General features: G+C 67.5%; 13 protein-coding genes. 3 read left to right on the forward strand and 10 right to left on the reverse strand.

Annotated features, from left to right (window positions below; all coding sequences use genetic code 11):
- Positions 1-83: 83 nt before the first annotated feature.
- The 6 genes from coaE to QRD43_RS12380 all read right to left on the reverse strand — a co-directional run bounded on the left by coaE (position 84) and on the right by QRD43_RS12380 (position 6,818).
- Positions 84-683: a dephospho-CoA kinase gene (coaE, locus tag QRD43_RS12355; RefSeq protein WP_285982782.1), complete on the reverse strand. Its 600-nt coding sequence runs from the start codon at positions 681-683 to the stop codon at positions 84-86.
- Positions 684-705: 22 nt separating this feature from the next.
- A complete protein-coding gene (locus tag QRD43_RS12360) occupies positions 706-1,650 on the reverse strand; it encodes a prepilin peptidase (RefSeq protein ID WP_285982783.1) in 945 nt (314 codons plus the stop codon).
- Positions 1,651-1,653: 3 nt separating this feature from the next.
- The gene (locus QRD43_RS12365; RefSeq protein ID WP_285982784.1) at positions 1,654-2,880 is read right to left on the reverse strand and encodes a type II secretion system F family protein; all 1,227 of its coding nucleotides are present in this window, start codon (positions 2,878-2,880) and stop codon (positions 1,654-1,656) included.
- An 83-nt stretch (positions 2,881-2,963) separates the two neighbouring features.
- Entirely contained in the window at positions 2,964-4,688 is a 1,725-nt protein-coding gene (pilB, locus tag QRD43_RS12370; protein WP_285982785.1) for a type IV-A pilus assembly ATPase PilB, read from the reverse strand.
- A gap of 568 nt (positions 4,689-5,256) precedes the next feature.
- Positions 5,257-5,634: a hypothetical protein gene (locus QRD43_RS12375; protein WP_285982786.1), complete on the reverse strand. Its 378-nt coding sequence runs from the start codon at positions 5,632-5,634 to the stop codon at positions 5,257-5,259.
- The gene (locus tag QRD43_RS12380; protein WP_285982787.1) at positions 5,631-6,818 is read right to left on the reverse strand and encodes a hypothetical protein; all 1,188 of its coding nucleotides are present in this window, start codon (positions 6,816-6,818) and stop codon (positions 5,631-5,633) included. The genes QRD43_RS12375 and QRD43_RS12380 overlap by 4 nt, the downstream gene beginning before the upstream one ends.
- Positions 6,819-6,969: 151 nt before the next feature.
- On the opposite strand from QRD43_RS12380, the gene QRD43_RS12385 reads away from it, so the two are divergent.
- Positions 6,970-7,308: a helix-turn-helix transcriptional regulator gene (locus QRD43_RS12385; protein ID WP_285982788.1), complete on the forward strand. Its 339-nt coding sequence runs from the start codon at positions 6,970-6,972 to the stop codon at positions 7,306-7,308.
- A gap of 98 nt (positions 7,309-7,406) precedes the next feature.
- Here QRD43_RS12385 and QRD43_RS12390 read toward each other — a convergent pair whose 3' ends face one another.
- Both QRD43_RS12390 and QRD43_RS12395 read right to left on the reverse strand, forming a co-directional pair.
- Positions 7,407-7,952, reverse strand: coding sequence for a hypothetical protein (locus tag QRD43_RS12390; RefSeq protein WP_285982789.1), 546 nt, complete (start codon positions 7,950-7,952; stop codon positions 7,407-7,409).
- A gap of 163 nt (positions 7,953-8,115) precedes the next feature.
- Complete coding sequence (locus QRD43_RS12395) at positions 8,116-9,939, reverse strand: nucleoside triphosphate hydrolase (protein WP_285982790.1); 1,824 nt, start codon at positions 9,937-9,939, stop codon at positions 8,116-8,118.
- Positions 9,940-10,810: 871 nt separating this feature from the next.
- Here QRD43_RS12395 and QRD43_RS12400 point away from each other — a divergent pair.
- Both QRD43_RS12400 and QRD43_RS12405 read left to right on the forward strand, forming a co-directional pair.
- Positions 10,811-14,404 carry a class I SAM-dependent DNA methyltransferase gene (locus QRD43_RS12400; protein ID WP_285982791.1) on the forward strand — a complete coding sequence of 1,198 codons (3,594 nt, stop codon included), beginning with the start codon at positions 10,811-10,813 and terminating at the stop codon, positions 14,402-14,404.
- 380 nt (positions 14,405-14,784) lie between these two features.
- Entirely contained in the window at positions 14,785-15,234 is a 450-nt protein-coding gene (locus tag QRD43_RS12405; protein ID WP_285982792.1) for a hypothetical protein, read from the forward strand.
- Here the strand turns inward: QRD43_RS12405 and QRD43_RS12410 are convergent.
- Positions 15,168-15,665, reverse strand: coding sequence for a helix-turn-helix domain-containing protein (locus QRD43_RS12410; protein WP_285982793.1), 498 nt, complete (start codon positions 15,663-15,665; stop codon positions 15,168-15,170). The genes QRD43_RS12405 and QRD43_RS12410 overlap by 67 nt on opposite strands.
- Positions 15,662-15,853, reverse strand: a complete 192-nt coding sequence (locus QRD43_RS12415) for a helix-turn-helix transcriptional regulator (RefSeq protein ID WP_285982794.1) — start codon at positions 15,851-15,853, stop codon at positions 15,662-15,664. Before QRD43_RS12415 ends, QRD43_RS12410 begins: the two co-directional genes overlap by 4 nt.
- Positions 15,854-15,895 lie beyond the last annotated feature (42 nt).

Below are 15,895 nucleotides of genomic sequence, written 5' to 3' on the forward strand. Positions count from 1 at the left end.
ATGGAGGTGGCCCCCTCGGATGCCCGTGGCGCCAGGGGCGTTGGCGTACCGGGGCACGGCGAGCGGCGGGGCGTGCGGTGGCGTCAGGAGGCCGTGGGGCGCCAGTGCGCGGCCACCTGGCGGACCTCATGCGCCAGTGCGTCGAGGGCCAGTCCCTCGTTGACGATCACGGCATCCGCGGCGGCCCGGCGCTGCGCGCGCGTGGCCTGCTGGGCCAGGACGGCCAGGACGGCGTCACGCGTCCAGCCGTTGCGGGCCATCACGCGCTGGACCTGGGTCTCGGGATCGCAGTCGACGACCAGCACCCGGTCCACGCGCTGGCGCCAGCGTCCGGACTCCACCAGCAAGGGCACATCGAAGACGATCCAGGGGCGGCCCGCCGCCAGCGCCTCGAGCCGGCGCGTCTCGTCGCCGATCATGGGATGCAGGATGCTCTCCAGGCGTTTGCGGGCCTCGGGGTCGCGGAACGCCAGCTCCCGCATGAAGGCGCGGTCCAGTGCGCCGTCGGGCGCCTGTGCCGGGGCACCGAAGGCGGCGACGATGGCCGGCATGGCCGCGCCCCCGGCGGCGGTGAGGGCGCGGGAGATGGCGTCGGTGTCGATGTGGGCAGCGCCCAGTTCGACGAGGCAGCGCGCGACGGTGCTCTTGCCGCTGCCGATCCCGCCGGTCAGGCCGATGCGCATGGGAGACGCGGGCGAAGCGGGCTCAATGGCCGCCGAGCCACCAGCCCAGCAGGCGTCCGGGCCCGATGAGCAGCACGGCCAGGCCACCGCCCGCGAGGAAGGGGCCGAAGGGCACGTAACGGCCCTCGCGCAGGCTGCTCGTCAGCTTCATGGCGATGCCGACGATGGCACCGATGACCGACGCGCCGAGCACGATGGGCAGCACCATCTGCCAGCCCAGCCAGGCGCCCAGGGCGGCCAGCAGCTTGAAGTCGCCGTAGCCCATGCCCTCCTTGCCGGTGACGAGCTTGAACAGCCAGTACACCGACCAGAGGCTCAGATAGCCCACCAGAGCGCCGATCAACGCCTGGTCGAGGGGGAGGGTCCAGCCGAGCAGCGCGGCCCACAGGCCGGCCCACAGCAGCGGCTGGTTGAGGCTGTCGGGCAGCAGCGTGGTGTCCCAGTCGATGGCCGCCAGGGCCAGCAGCATGCCGGTGAACGCACACCACAGCAGGGCGTGCCAGGTCGGGCCGAACTGCCAGGCCACGGCAGCGAACAGGGCGCCGGTGAGCGCTTCGAGGAGGGGATAGCGCGCCGAGATGGGGGATTGGCATGCCGCACAGCGGCCGCGAAGTCGCAGCCAGCCCACGAGCGGCAGGTTCTCATGCCAGGCCAGCTGGTGGCCGCACGCCGGGCAGCGCGAGCGCGGCGTCACGAGCGTCAGCGGCGGCTGCTGCTCCAGGAGCGGGCCCAGCTTCTCGATCTGCTGCGCGAGCGGGCGGGCCTGGTCCGGCGCCAGGCCGGTGGTGCGTTCCAGCACGGCGGCGTCACCCAGGTGTGCCGCGGCGTCCTGCGTCCACTCCCGCTCCATCATGCGCGGCAGCCGGTGCACCACCACGTTCAGGAAGCTGCCGATGCACAGGCCCAGCAGGCCGAGGGCCCAGGGGCTGAGCAGGTACTGCCATTCAGGCGCGATCGGTCCCAGCATGCTTCAGACCACCTGACCCAGCTTGAAGATCGGCAGGTACATGGCCACCACGATGCCGCCGATGAGGGTGCCCAGGATCACGATCACGAACGGCTCCATCAGGCTGGAAAGCGACTTCACCGCTTCATCCACTTCCTCTTCGTAGAACTCCGCTGCCTTGCCCAGCATGTGGTCCAGGGAGCCCGACTCCTCGCCGATGCCCGCCATCTGGAGGACCATCACCGGGAAGATGCCCGTGGACTGCATGGAGGCCGTCAGAGCGGTACCGGTGGAGACGTCGCGCTGGATCTTCTCCGTGGCTTCGGCGAACACGATGTTGCCGGCCGCGCCGCCCACGGAGTCCAGGGCCTCCACCAGCGGCACGCCGGCCGCGAACATGGTGGCGAGCGTCCGGGTCCAGCGGGCCATCGCGGACTTGTACATGAGGTCCCCGAACACCGGGACCTTGAGCAGCAGCCGGTCCATCGTCCGCTGCATGCTCTCGGAGCGCTTCCAGCTCTGGAAGAAGAAGTAGGTGCCGCCGCCGATCACCCCGAAGATCAGGTACCAGTAGCTGACGAAGAACTCGGACAGCGCGATCACGAACATCGTCGGGGCCGGCAGTTCGGCGCCGAAGGAGGTGAACACGTCCTTGAAGGCAGGCACGACGAAGATCATGATCACGGCCAGCACGGCGAAGGCCACGACCAGCACGGCGATCGGGTAGGTCAGTGCGCCCTTGATCTTCTGCTTGATGGCCACCGTCTTTTCCTGGTAGATCGCCAGGCGGTCCAGCAGCTGCTCCAGGATACCGCCCGACTCGCCGGCCTCGACCAGATTGCAGTAGAGCGCATCGAAGTACAGCGGATGCTTGCGGAAGGAGGCGGAGAGGCTCGTGCCGGTCTCGACGTCCTGGCGGATGTCGTTGAGCAGCTTGGTGAGGCGCGGGTTGGTGGCGCCGCGCCCGACGATGTCGAAGGACTGCAGCATCGGCACGCCCGCGCGCATCATCGTCGCGAGCTGCCGGGTGAACACGGCGATGTCCTTCTGCTTGATGGCCCGGCCACCGCTCGAGCGGCGCTTCTTGACCCGGCTCACCAGGATGCCCTGGCGGCGCAGGGACGCGCTCACCATGGCCTCACCGCCGGCGCGCATCTCGCCGCGCACGACCTTGCCGTTGCGGTCCTTGCCTTCCCATTCGAAGACCTGCTCGTTCACACCTTTTGTGGTGGTGCTCGCGCTTGTCGCCATATTCACTCCCGGGCGTCGAAGGCCCTGTTGTCATTGCCGCCGCTGCGGGCAGCGGTACTGCTGTCTGATCGAGGGACTGGAGCCTACTCGTTCGTGGCCGCCAGGACTTCCTCCAGCGTGGTGACGCCGGCGCGGACCTTCACGAGTCCGGACTGGCGCAGGTCGCGCACGCCTTCCTTGCGGGCCTGGTCGGCGATGTCGAGGGCCGTGCCCTGCGAGAGGATGATGCGCTGGATGGCCTCCGTGATGGGCATCACCTGGTACAGGCCCACGCGCCCCTTGTAGCCGTTGTTGCACATGGAGCAGCCCACGGCGCGGTAGGGCCGCCAGGAGCCGTCCAGCTCCTCGTCGCGGTAGCCGGCGCGCAGCAGCGCCTCGCGGGGGTAGTCCGCGGGGGCCTTGCAGTTCTCGCACAGCCGACGAGCCAGACGCTGGGCGGTGATCAGCAGCACGCTGGACGCGATGTTGAAGGGCACCACGCCCATGTTCATGAGGCGGGTCAGCGTCGTCGGGGCGTCATTCGTGTGCAGCGTGGACATCACCATGTGGCCGGTCTGGGCGGCCTTGATGGCGATGTCGGCGGTCTCCAGGTCGCGGATCTCACCGACCATGATGACGTCGGGATCCTGGCGAAGGAAGGACTTCAGCGCGGCCGAGAAGGTCAGCCCGGCCTTGTCGTTCACATTGACCTGGTTGATGCCCGGCAGGTTGATTTCGGCCGGGTCCTCGACGGTCGAGATGTTGACGCCCGGCTGGTTCAGGATGTTCAGGCAGGTGTACAGCGACACCGTCTTGCCCGAGCCGGTCGGGCCGGTCACAAGAATCATGCCGTAGGGCCGCTGGATGCAGGCCATCAGGCGGTCCTTCTCCTGCTTCTCGTAGCCGAGGGCGTCGATGCCCAGCTTGGCCGAGGACGGGTCCAGGATACGGATCACGATCTTCTCGCCGAACAGCGTCGGCAGCGTCGAGACCCGGAAGTCGATGGACTTGGAGCCGAACTTGAGCTTCATGCGGCCGTCCTGCGGCACGCGGCGCTCGGCGATGTCCAGCCGGGAGATCACCTTGATGCGGGAGGAGAGCTTGTCCTTGATGGCGACGGGCGGCTGGGTGATCTCGCGCAGCTCGCCGTCCACCCGGAAGCGGACGCGGTAGTGGTACTCGTAGGGCTCGAAGTGAAGGTCGGAGGCCCGCATGTTGATGGCGTCCACCAGCATCTTCTGCAGGAAGCGCACCACGGGCGCATCCTCGACATCCGCCATTTCCGGCGTCTCTTCCTGCGGGGAGGCGTCCTCCTCGGCGATGTCGAAGTCGAAGTCGCCGCCGGCGATGGACTCCAGCGCCTCGGTCGTGTTGGACGTCGAGCCTTGCAGCAGCTTCTGCAACTTGTCGTGCTCGACGATCACCCATTCCGGCGAGAGCTGCGTGGCGAACTTGATCCGCTCCACGACCTCGGGCTCGGTCGGGTCGGCGCCGCCGATGAAGAGGCGGTTGCCGCGCCGACCCAGGGCGATGACCTGGTACTGCAGCGCGAGCTTGGTGTCGATGATGTTGTGCGGCAGCCGCTGCGGGTCCAGGGCGTTCAGGTCCAGGAGCGGCACGGCCAGGGCGCTGGACAGCGTGTGCGCCAGCTCGCTGGGGGCGATGAGGTTGGCACCGATCAGCGCATTGACGAAGCTGATCTTCTTCTCGCGCGACTGGCGCACGAGGTCCTCGGCCTGCTTGGCGGGGAGCTTGCCGGCATGCACGAGCACGCGCGCCACCCCGGACAGCATGGATGATGGGTCGACCAGCGTTGAATCGGCTTGCATGACGAGCGGTGTGATTCCCAACGAATATCAGCGGAGTGTCTGCATGCACCGGCGCGCGGCACTGCCGGCGTGTGGTTCGCGACCCCCAACTGGCACTGTAAACCGAGCCTGGACCCTCTGCGGCACTGGAAAGCCCGGGAATTCCTTGCAATCACACCACATTGGCCGCAGATTTGCGACCAGTTGTGTCTTGCGCGTCCAAACGAAAACGGCGCCCGAAGGCGCCGTTGGTCTTATCTGGTACTGTCGAACCTTTTCGGAGGCCTTGTCGGCCCTCCGGTTCGGCTTGATCGGATCGCTGCAGGGAGCGATGCACGCTTGGATGCATCCACGGCCACGATCCGGCAAGACTTGAATTCCTGGTCGGGGTGAGAGGATTCGAACCTCCGGCCTCTACGTCCCGAACGCGCCCTGAGCCAGCCTAGACCCGCTCCTGTTGCGGGTGCCCGCATTGTAAATCAAGCACTTGCGCCCGCCTTCGCGCCGATGCGCGCAGCTTCGCACGGTGGCAAGTGGTGGCGGCCTGCCACTAATTTGCCACTACGGGCCGGCGGACCACGCCGCCCTTTCAGGGTTGCTCGAAGGTCCAGCCGCGCGCCCTGGCGCGCTCTGCCAGGGCCTGCGCCTTGGCCTTCACCCTGCCGGCTGAGCCGAGGGTCGTGAAGTCGATGACCGCGTGCTCGGGGAACGGCTCCGGGTCCGGTCGCCAGCTCAGCCCCACGGCACCCACCTCGCCCTCGCTGACCGAAACGGTGCCCACTGCCTTGAGACCCTGGGTGCCCGTGTAGTGGAAGAAGCTTGCTTCCGCCGTCATCAGGGCGCCGTCGTACACCGACAGCAGGCCGGAATCCTTCGGCGTCGGGTTGAAGGCCTGGCTGCTGACTCGGCCCTCTTGCACCCACGACGGGTTCACTTGTCGGTGCAGCAGGTGTTGTTCGTCCGTCATGCTGTGCCGTTTTGGGCTTCGGTGTACCGCTGGACCAGGCCGGCCAGCGCCTCCCACTGTTCCGCCTTGTCGAGTTCCAATCGGGCCTCTTCGAGAACCTCCCCATCGGCCGTGCGCGACACCAGCACCTCGGCCACACGGGTGTTCAGGTCGAGCTCGGCGGACAACGATGCTTCAGCAGTGCTCCACTCGAACTGCACCCCGCCTTCCGGGGTCGGGTACGCGTAGGGCAGCGCAGCTTCGTCTGGCCACGCGTCAGTCCAAGCCTTGGACAGCCAGGCCAGACCGGACGGAGAAGGGCGCAGCCCCTGGCCATCCATCCAGCCATCACGCAGCAGCGCCAGGCTTTCGAGCCGCGCAGGAACGTCGAGGGCGTCCAGCGGTTCGATGCGGGTGACCTGCTCGATGCGCTTGCGGCTGTCCGACTGGTCGCGGACGACCGCGCCTTCGACCATCACCAGAGACTCGCCGTAAGCGCCCAGTGCGCTGTGTGCCGCATCCCGCAGCTCTTCGCTGAAGTAGCCTGTCACCTTCTCGCCGCTGATGAGCTTCAGGGTGAAGGTCTTGTTCTCCATGTTCAGTTCGGACATGGACCCGCGAACGGACTCTTCCGTCCGGTAGACGGTGGCGGACTTCAGGACCAGGGTCTTGCGCACCCGGTTGTCGTAGACGACGACATCGTTCGCCGCCGTCGCCCGCGTGAACTCGACCCGTTCGTCTTCCCGCAGGAAGCGGCCGAACTGGTCGAAGTAGGCCAGGAGCGGCTTCGGCAGCAGGTCATCGACCGACTGGCCTTTGGAGGCGGCGTCGATGGTGTCCAGCACCCGGTCTCTGGCCTTGTCGAACCACTCGGAAAAGGCGTCATGGACCAGGCTGCCCTGCGGCAGGGGGCGCTCCAGCACAGGCACTGCGCTGCCGGACTCCACCTGAGTCAGGTGGATGGAGAAGTTCTGTGTGAACCCTCTCGGGGTCCGCTTACGACGCGGGAACTGCTCCAGATACAGCCACCGTGCGACTTCCACGATGAGGCCCTCGAACGCCGCCCAGTCCTTCAGGACCTCCACGGGTATCGAGTGCGCGTCGAATCGTTTGCCGACGAGGCGAGGTTTCAGAAATTCAGTGTTCACGCGACTTGCAGAGGGCGGTTTGCGCCAGCAGCCATGCTGCGAGGCGACGAATGCCACCCAGCTAATCATGGTAGCACCGGCCTTCGGACGGTCGCCGAAGCTGGCCAGCGATGGCGGAGCACTTCGCGCCGGCGGACGAATCGCGCCACCAGCTTTGGGCGGCTAAAACCCAAAACTATACGTCGGACCTTCATTTCCGAGTCCGACCGTGAACTTCGCTGCTGCCTTCAAGCCCCTGACCAAGGACGACATCGCTGACGTGCTCGGCGTCTCCGGTCGCACCATCGAGAACTGGGTGAACGACGGCACGCTGCCCGCGCCGAAGCGACTGGGCAACCGCGTGTACTGGCACCCCGGCGTCTTCTTCGGATGGCTCGAACAGCGCCTGGTTGACGATAGCGCTAGCGTCGAGGCTCAGTCAGTCGCCCCGGAGCCTGTGCCGGCCACGCGGCGTACAGCCAGCCCGCGGGGCGGGAAGCCGGCGAAGACCGAGGTCGAGCGGCTGCGAGCTCGCGACCATGCCAAGCTGAGCGCGCTGATGGGCTGAATGGGCGAGCCCACGAAGCAAAGCGGCACCAGGCCTGATGGCTTGGTGCCGTTTGGTCCTTGGGGCTGTCGCCCCCGGGTCTTGGCTGCTTCGCGCTGTCAGCGCAGCGGGTTCTCCAGCCCGCGCCACACCCGTTCGCACGCGTCCACCAGCGTGGCGTTCTCCAGCGGCGACAGGCCTTCCAGTTTGACAAGCAGGGCTCGCAGCTCGCTGTCGGGGTGTAGCTCATCGAGCGCCTCGATGCCCAGGTCGTCGGCCACCATCGTCGAGACCGTGGTCAACCGGTGCCAATGCCACGCTGGGGAGGGCTCGCAGCTCAGCAGGACTTCCCACTCGCGCTCCGTGAATCGACCGCGCAGCCCGTCTGTCGCGTGCTTCACCAGCTCGAAGAAGCGCTGTGCGGCTTGTTCGACGATGAGGCGGGAGGAGCATGCATTGCCTTCCCCTTGCCTGGCGGCTACGCCCCGCAGCACGGTGGCGCGGCGGGCGGTCTGATGCTCGTCGTAGAACGGTTCGCCGTCTGCGACAGCAGTGGGCTCGAAGCCGCAGTGAAGGCAGGTGGCTCGGATGCGGGGCAAGACCGCGGCCTTGATGCCGGGAAAGGATTTCCAGGCGGTGGCCAGGGGCAGTTGAGTCTCGTTCATGTTGAGGTTCCTACGAGGTTGAGGGTGCGGCGGCGTTCTGGCCGCCTGCGTGTTCCAGCGCCGCGATGTCCGCAGCTGCTGGGCAGGTCCACCATCGAGAACGGGGTCGAACGGATGTTCCGGGGAGCGAAGTCGTCGCCGACCCCGCTCCCCTGCGCCTAAGTCAAACCAGGCACTCAGCCCGCGCCGCGCTTCGCTCGCTCGACGGCCGCAGCGGAGGCGTGCCGTCGTCCTCAGCGTCGGCCGGCGGGTTGCCGATGCCGGCCGGCACCAGCACCGCCTTCACGCTGACGCCTGCGAAGCGCTGCTGTCCGCGCGTCGCGCCAGGCAGCGTCAACAGTGCGGCCTTCCAGGTGCCTCGTGCCCACGCCGTGCCCTGGAACAACTGCCGGGCGCCGACGTGGTGCTCGGACGACGCCACCGCCAGGGTCCAGGTCTCGCGCTGGCGGTCGAACAGGGCCCGCACGCCCAGCATGGCCAAGTGCTTTTCCAGCGCCGCCAGGGTGTTGCGGTCGGCGTCGCCAGACACCAACGTCTGCAGCGCCTCGCGCACCCGGGTGTAGAGCTTGGCGGTCTTGCCGTCCGCTTCGACCCGAACCACCACCTTGCGGTCCAGCATCGCGGCGAGGCACGCTTCGCCGTGCGACTCGTGCTCGTCCTGCGGCACCACGTTCAGCCCCCACTGCGCAATCAGCGCAGCCAGGTCACGCAGCGCCGGCACCGTGTCGTGCTTCAGGGCGATGTAGCCGGCTAGCAGCGGGCTCCACGTGTCGGCTCGCCGGTCAGGGTGCCCGATGTCTTGCAGCATGCGGTGCACCGCTGCGCGGGCGTCGCGCATCACCTGCCAGCGCGCCACCAGCAGCCGCCGCAGCCTCGCGCCCAGCTCGCCGGGCTGCACACCGCTGGCCGGGTCGAGCAGCGGGCTCTTCGTCATCCCCGCGCGCTGCTTCGGCACCATCGACAGCCGCACCGAGCGACTTTCCAGCGCCGGTTCGAGCTCGGGCAGGTGGATGCCGCAGAGCACCACACCGGCCGGCGCGTTGAAGTACTGCACCTTGCCACCGATGATGCGCGAGAACTTGCCCTTGCCTGGCGTCTTGGTGAAGCCGCTGTTGAACACCTCAGCCAGCTTCAGCATCTCGCCCTTGCTGACCTTCAGCGGCTCGAACTCGTCGCAAATCATCGCCAGCGACGCGTCCTTCACCGCGTGCAGCACCTGCGCCACCGTCGGAACACCGTCACGCCGTACCGCCTGCCTGCCGAGCAACGCGGTCTGCAGGTCGACCCAGGTGGTCTTGCCCGAGCCGCGTTCCGCCGTGACGATGAGCGAAGGGCTGTGCGGCAGCACCGCACCCATCGCCGCGCTGGCCAGCCAGCCCAGCGACACCGCCGCCCCGTGCTGCTGCTCGAAGCCGAACGACTCGAACGTGCTCTCGACCAAGTGCACATCGGCTGCCGATGCCGAGGGCGTCGAAGCGTCAAAGCCGAGACTCTCGCCGGCCACGTACACCCGCTGCCTGGTGGGCGTCGTGTCCACCGCTGCACCGGCTTCGTCGTACACCGACTTGCCGTAGTTGATGACCAGCTTGCCGTCGTCGACATACAGCCCTGGGCCGCGAACGGTGTCGGCCTGCGCCGGACCGAACGCATCGCAGCCCAGCCGGATTTCATCGGCAAGCGCATCAGACGAGAAGACGCGCTTCCGGGTCTTCGGGTCCATCGCGCTGTAGTTGTCGTAGCAGTACGCGGCGCCCAGCTTCGTCAGCAGCGATGCGTCGTCCAACTTGCCTGGTAGCGTGACGAGCTGGCCGGTTTTGCGTGACAAGACGCGGTAGCTGCCGTTCAGGTCGTAGCCGGCGACATCGAATCCGCCGCCGGGGTGAATCAGCTCAGCAGGGGACGGCGAGGGGGGCACCACCTTCAGTGCCGGGGCTGCCGCAGCCTTGTGGCTGCCGAACAGGGCGCTCAGGATTTTGTTGTTGCTCATGTTGAAGTCTCCAAAGACGAAAGTCCTGCCGGCGACGCCGCCGGCAAGACTTGATGTGTGAAGGGGAGCGCCGCCGAAGATTCAGGCAGCGCAAGTCTGCAGCTCAAGGCCAGAACGGCTGGCGCATGCGGGGCACGAGGTGCCCAACGCCGAGCCCGTCGAACGAGTGGCGTCTACTGGCGCACCACGGAGCTGTGGGGCCAGGCCTTGGAAGTTGGGAGTTGGCTTGTCGGCGCCGACCCCAGGGCGCGAAGGCTAGTTAGTCTGTTCTAAGCGCGGGTCTGGGGTATGCCGACAGGCAAGGATTTTTAAAGAACACGACCCCGATGCCACCAGCTTGGGTGGGGGGAGCGTGTTCTTGCGCGGGAGGTGCGCTGATGAAGTAAGCCGAACTGTATCGTCGCCGCGCAGCCTGGCAAGGCAATAGTTCACGGCCGGCCATGGTGGCTGGCCGTCACCAGCGACCGTCTTGCAGACCGTCGCCAAGACCGAGACGGTAGAAGCAGACGCTTCCACCGTGGGGGAACGGGGCACCCCGGCTCACGGTCGCTAGGGCGACACGCCGTGTCTCGGGCTGGACGCCCTCGTCCCCTTGCCAATACCGCGCCCCATCCCGCTGACTCTGCACGGCAGAGCCAACGGGCGGGCAACCCGCCCGCTGCTTGCCTTTGGTGTCGCTGTTCGCGCCACCGGCAGGCGCCTCCTGGACGTCGGCCATCGCCCGGGTTGCCCGCCCGCCTTCAGCGGGTGGGGCGGGGCTTCGCCCCCACTGCGTCACCGGCCCGTGGGCGGGCCTGATTTCGCTGGGGCGAAACCTGACTTGTGGCGCCCCCTGCCGCGCGTTGACCGTGTTGGCACGGTGCAGCGCGCGGTGCTGCGGCTGGACGCCTTGCCCCACGTCCTGTGGCGTGGCACCCCCGAGATGCGCCGAACCAATCCCTATCATGGGCGCATGGATACAAAAGCAACATCGGCTCAAGCGTTCATCGAGCGCTGGCAGGGAGTTACCGCGAGCGAGCTGGCCACCGCTCAGACCTTCGTCATGGACTTGTGCGAGCTTCTGGGCGTGCCCAAGCCGCACCCGACGCCCGCGCAGGACTACATGTTCGAGCGCCCCGTCACCTTCAGCCATGGCGACGGCTCCAGCAGCGCCGGCCGCATCGACTGCTACAAGCGTGGCCACTTCGTGTTGGAGGCCAAGAAGCTCAAGGCCGGCTCGCACACCAAGGGCTTCGATGACGGCTTGTTGCGTGCCCGCAGTCAGGGCGAAAGCTACGCCCGCGCGCTCCCGGCCGATGAAGGCCGCCCGCCGTTCGTCATGGTGGTGGACGTGGGCACCGTCATTGAGGTCTACGCGGAGTTCAGCCGCAGCGGCGGCACCTACACACCTTTCCCTGACCCGCGCAGCCATCGCATCCTGCTGGCTGACTTGGCAAAGCCCGAAACGCTGGAGCGACTGCGCAAGATTTGGACCCAACCGGACGACCTGAACCCGGCACTCATCGCGGCCAAGGTCACCCGTGATGTGTCCAACAAGCTGGCATTGCTGGCGCGGTCGCTGGAACAGGCTGGCCATGCGCCACAGGTCGTGGCCGCCTACCTCTCGCGCTGCCTTTTCAGCATGTTCGCGGAGGACGTCGAGCTGCTACCCAAGGGCTCCTTCCAGGCGCTGCTGCTGCAGCACCGCGAGAACCCCGCCACCCTGCAACTGATGCTGCGCAGCCTGTGGGCCGACATGGACCGGGGCGGCTTCTCGGTGGCGCTGGTGCAGTCGGTGCTGAAGTTCAACGGCAAGCTGTTCAAGGGCGACAGCGCCGATGGCTACAGTCTGCTTCTCACGCCCGAGCAAATCGACCTGCTGGTGCAGGCCGCTCGTGCCAACTGGCGCGAGGTCGAGCCCGCCATCTTCGGCACCCTGCTGGAACGCGCGCTGGACCCCAACGAACGCCACGCGCTGGGCGCCCACTACACCCCGCGTGCTTACGTTGAACGGCTGGTGCTGCCCACCGTCATCGAGCCCTTACGTGCCGAATGGGCCAACACCCAGGCCGCTGCGCTGCTGCTGGCCCACGAGGCCGCCGAGCTGGAGGCCAACCCGCCCGCGGTGAAGACCAAGAAGGACTTCGCCGCGCTCGACCGGCACAACGCCGCAGTGCGCGCCAAATGGGCTGAGGCCCGCCGGCAGGTGAAGGACTTCCTGCACCGACTGTGCACCCTGCGCGTGCTGGACCCGGCCTGCGGCAGTGCCAACTTCCTGTACGTGACACTGGAGCACCTGAAGCGCCTGGAGGGTGAGGTGCTGAACCAGCTCAGCGCCCTGGGCGACAAGCAGGACGCGCTGGACCTGGCCGGCGAGACCGTCACGCTGCAGCAACTGCGCGGCGTGGAGCTGAACGAGCGCGCCGCCGCCCTCGCCGAGCTGGTGCTGTGGATTGGCTTCCTGCAGTGGCACATCCGAACTCAAGGGCGTGCCAACGTGGCCGAGCCCGTGGTGCACGACTACGGCAACATCGAGCACCGGGACGCCGTGCTGGCCTACGACCGCCAGGAGCCGATGACCGACGCCACCGGCAAGGTGCTGACTCGTTGGGACGGCGAGACCGTCAAGCCGCACCCCGTGACGGGCCAACCCGTGCCTGACGAGGCCGCCCAGGTGGTGCAGTGGCGCTACGTGAACCCCCGGCAGGCCGAGTGGCCCAAGGCCGACTTCATCGTAGGGAACCCGCCCTTCATCGGCAACAAGCGCATGCGGGTGGCCCTGGGCGACGGCTACGCCGACGCCCTGCGCGCCGCCTGGCCCGAGGTGCCCGAGAGCGCCGACTTCGTCATGTACTGGTGGCACAAGGCCGCCGAGGCGGTCCGCCAGGGCCAGGCCGAGCGCTTCGGCCTCATCACCACCAACAGCCTGACTATGATTTTCAACCGGCGGGTGATTGAGGCGCACCAGACCGCCATCCCGCCGCTGAGCCTAGCCTACGCCGTGCCCGACCACCCGTGGGTGGACAGCGCCGACGGCGCGGCGGTGCGCATATCCATGTCAGTGGGCGTGCGCGGTACCGGCGAAGGCAAGCTGCAGACCGTCAGTCAGGAGACGGAAGCGGAAAACGGCGAGGTCGCGGTAGAAATGATGACCCGCCAAGGTGTCATTCACGCCGACCTGAAGGTGGGGGCGAATGTCGCCGGGGCTATCCGTCTGCAGGCCAATGCCGGGCTTTCCAGCCGAGGGGTCATACCGCATGGGGCCGGATTTCTCGTTACCCCTGCGGAGGCGCAGAACCTGGGCTTGGGCACGGTCGCCGGTTTGGAGAAGTACATCCGTCCGTACCGGAATGGGCGGGACCTAACGGGGACGCCGCGTGGGGTCATGGTGATTGACCTTTTCGGGCTCCAAGCCGACGAAGTCCGGTGCCGCTTTCCGGCTGTTTATCAGTGGCTGTTGGAGCGGGTCAAGCCCGAGCGCGACGCGAATCGCGACCGGCAGTTTCGGGAGAAGTGGTGGCTCCACGGCAGGTCACGGGGAGAGATTCGTCCCGCCTTGTCTGGACTACCTCGCTACATCGTGACCGGCCAGGTGGCCAAACACCGGGTGTTTCAGTGGCTGGACGCCTCCATCCTGCCGGACGACAAGCTCATCCTCGTGGCCAGCGGCGATGCCTTGCACCTGGGTGTGCTGTCTAGCTCTGTGCACGTGGGCTGGGCTTTGGCCGCTGGCGGTTTGCTGGAGGACCGCCCGGTTTACAGCAAGTCCACCTGCTTCGAGGCGTTCCCCTTCCCCGACCTGGACCCGGCCGGGGCGCTGGCCGAGCGCATCCGCTCGTTGGCCGAGCAAATCGACGCCCACCGCAAGGCCCAGCTCGCGGCCCACCCGGACGCCACGCTCACGGCCACGTACAACGTGCTGGAGAAGCTGCGCAGCGGCGAGGCGCTGACCGCCAAAGAGAAGGTGGTCCACGAACACGGCCTGGTGGGCGTGCTCAAGAGCCTGCACGACGAGCTGGACGCTGCCGTGCTGCAGGCCTACGGCTGGGCCGACCTGACCCTGCCGGCCGACACCGACACGCTGCTGCTGCGGCTGGTGGAGCTGAACGCCAAGCGCGCGGCCGAGGAAGCGGCCGGCACGGTGCGGTGGCTGCGCCCGGAGTTCCAGCAGGCGGGGCAAGGCGAGCAGGCGGCCCTGGAGACCGGGGCGGAAGGCGCCGACGAGGGCGAGGATGAGAACGCCGAGGCGAAGCCGACCAAGGCCGCAGTGGTGCAGCGCCCGTGGCCCACGGGGCTGACCGAGCAAATCAAGGCGGTTGCCGAGGTGCTCGCCAGCGCCGGGCGCAGCCTAGACCTCGAAGGGCTGGCCGGGCACTTCAACGGCCGGGGTCGCTGGCGCGACCGCCTGCCTACGCTGCTGGACACGCTGGTTGCCTTGGGCCGAGCTCGCGCGGTCGACGGCCAATGGGTCGGCGTAGGCCTTTAGCCGCAGGCCGCGAGTCGAAACACCGTCACGCTGTAACGTTACCGGGTGACCACCACCCGGTGAGCGTTACCGCGTGACCACCACCCACGAATAACCAAAGTCCTTCAGACCAGAAGCGGCTGCAGAAAACGTGTTCTGAGAACCGAAGAAGAAGCCGCCCTGCGGGCGGCTGTCGCCCGGTGAAGAGCACCCGCAAGGCAGGAGGGCCTGGGCTGCGGGCGACGCAAGGGCGGGCCAGGCCCGCCCCGTGTCAGGCAGGCTGAAGCCTGCAGAAGTGCGCGAGTGTGGCGAGCGCCTGGCCCGTCGCCGGGCTCAAGTTCCTGCCCGTCGGGCCGATACCTGCGTGACGGAAGGCATCGGCCCAACAGTCAGAAACTCTCATGTCCCAGCGCTACTTCACCTGGCAGGTGCTCTCCTTCTCGGGCGGCTTGCTGTTCTTCGTCGGACTGTTCTTCTTGCCGAGTGACAAGCTGTTGGGCCTGCGCGTGGACGTGCTGGCCATCCGCTTGGGCTTCGTCTTCGTCGTAGTGGGCGTCCTTTGGGGCTTCGTACGGGGGGTGAAGCGCCTCCGCGGACCCGGCAGCCTGAGCGAGCGCCTCGGCTGGTCCGCTCAAGCAGGCCACGGCTTCGATGACGACGATGGTCATCGCCGACGGAGCAGCAGCGATGGCCACCGGGGGCCGGCGTTCAACGTCGACGGTACGCCCATGGCCAACGCCCATGTCGACGTGAACGGGAATGCCTATGGCTTCTCCGACCACCGTCACGACGCTGGCGGCTTCTCCAGCGGCGGTTCGTTCGGCGGCGGATTCAGCAACTCGCGCTGGTGACCGCCATCCGTCGCTGATGGCGCTGCCTTCTGAGCCAGCGCGCGGCGCTGCTGCCGCGCCAGCTTGCGTGACGTGATTTCGGCTGCACCGTCCTTGATGCGCTGGCGGTCGGGGCACAGGAACAGCACCTTGAAGCCCTGGCCAAGCGGCTCTCGGCGGATGAGGCCCAGCGTTTCCAGGTCAGCCAGATGGCCGCGGACAGCCCGCTCGTCCTTGCCCGTGAGCTTGGCGATGTGCGGCCCGGCGTAGGTCGTGTTGCCCTCGTAGTGGCAGGAGGCGAGAGCGAGGTACACATACATGGCCGCGTTGTCGATGCAGTCGACCACGTTGAACAGCATCGCCCGCGGCAGGCAGAAGTACCCGCCTTTGCCGTAGCGCTCGAACCAGCGGTCGTTCTCGGTGCTGGCGATGCGGTTGCGAGGGCGCTTCATGCCTTGCCCCCTTCGGTGAGCTCGCGTTCCAGCCAGGCTTCAACCTCGGCCACGTCGAAGAACGACAGCCGGCTGCCGGCCAGGTGGCGCGGGGCCGGGAAGGCGCGCTGCGCAATCCAGTTTTCCAGGGTGCGGGTCGAGACGCCGAGGGCTTCGACCAGCGCGGACTTGGGGATGAACTTGTCCATCGAGATGCTCCAGATGACGGGTGCGCCCGTCGGGCGAAGCGC

The sequence above is a fragment of the Roseateles subflavus genome, from assembly GCF_030285365.1.
Lineage (GTDB): Bacteria > Pseudomonadota > Gammaproteobacteria > Burkholderiales > Burkholderiaceae_C > Roseateles_B > Roseateles_B subflavus.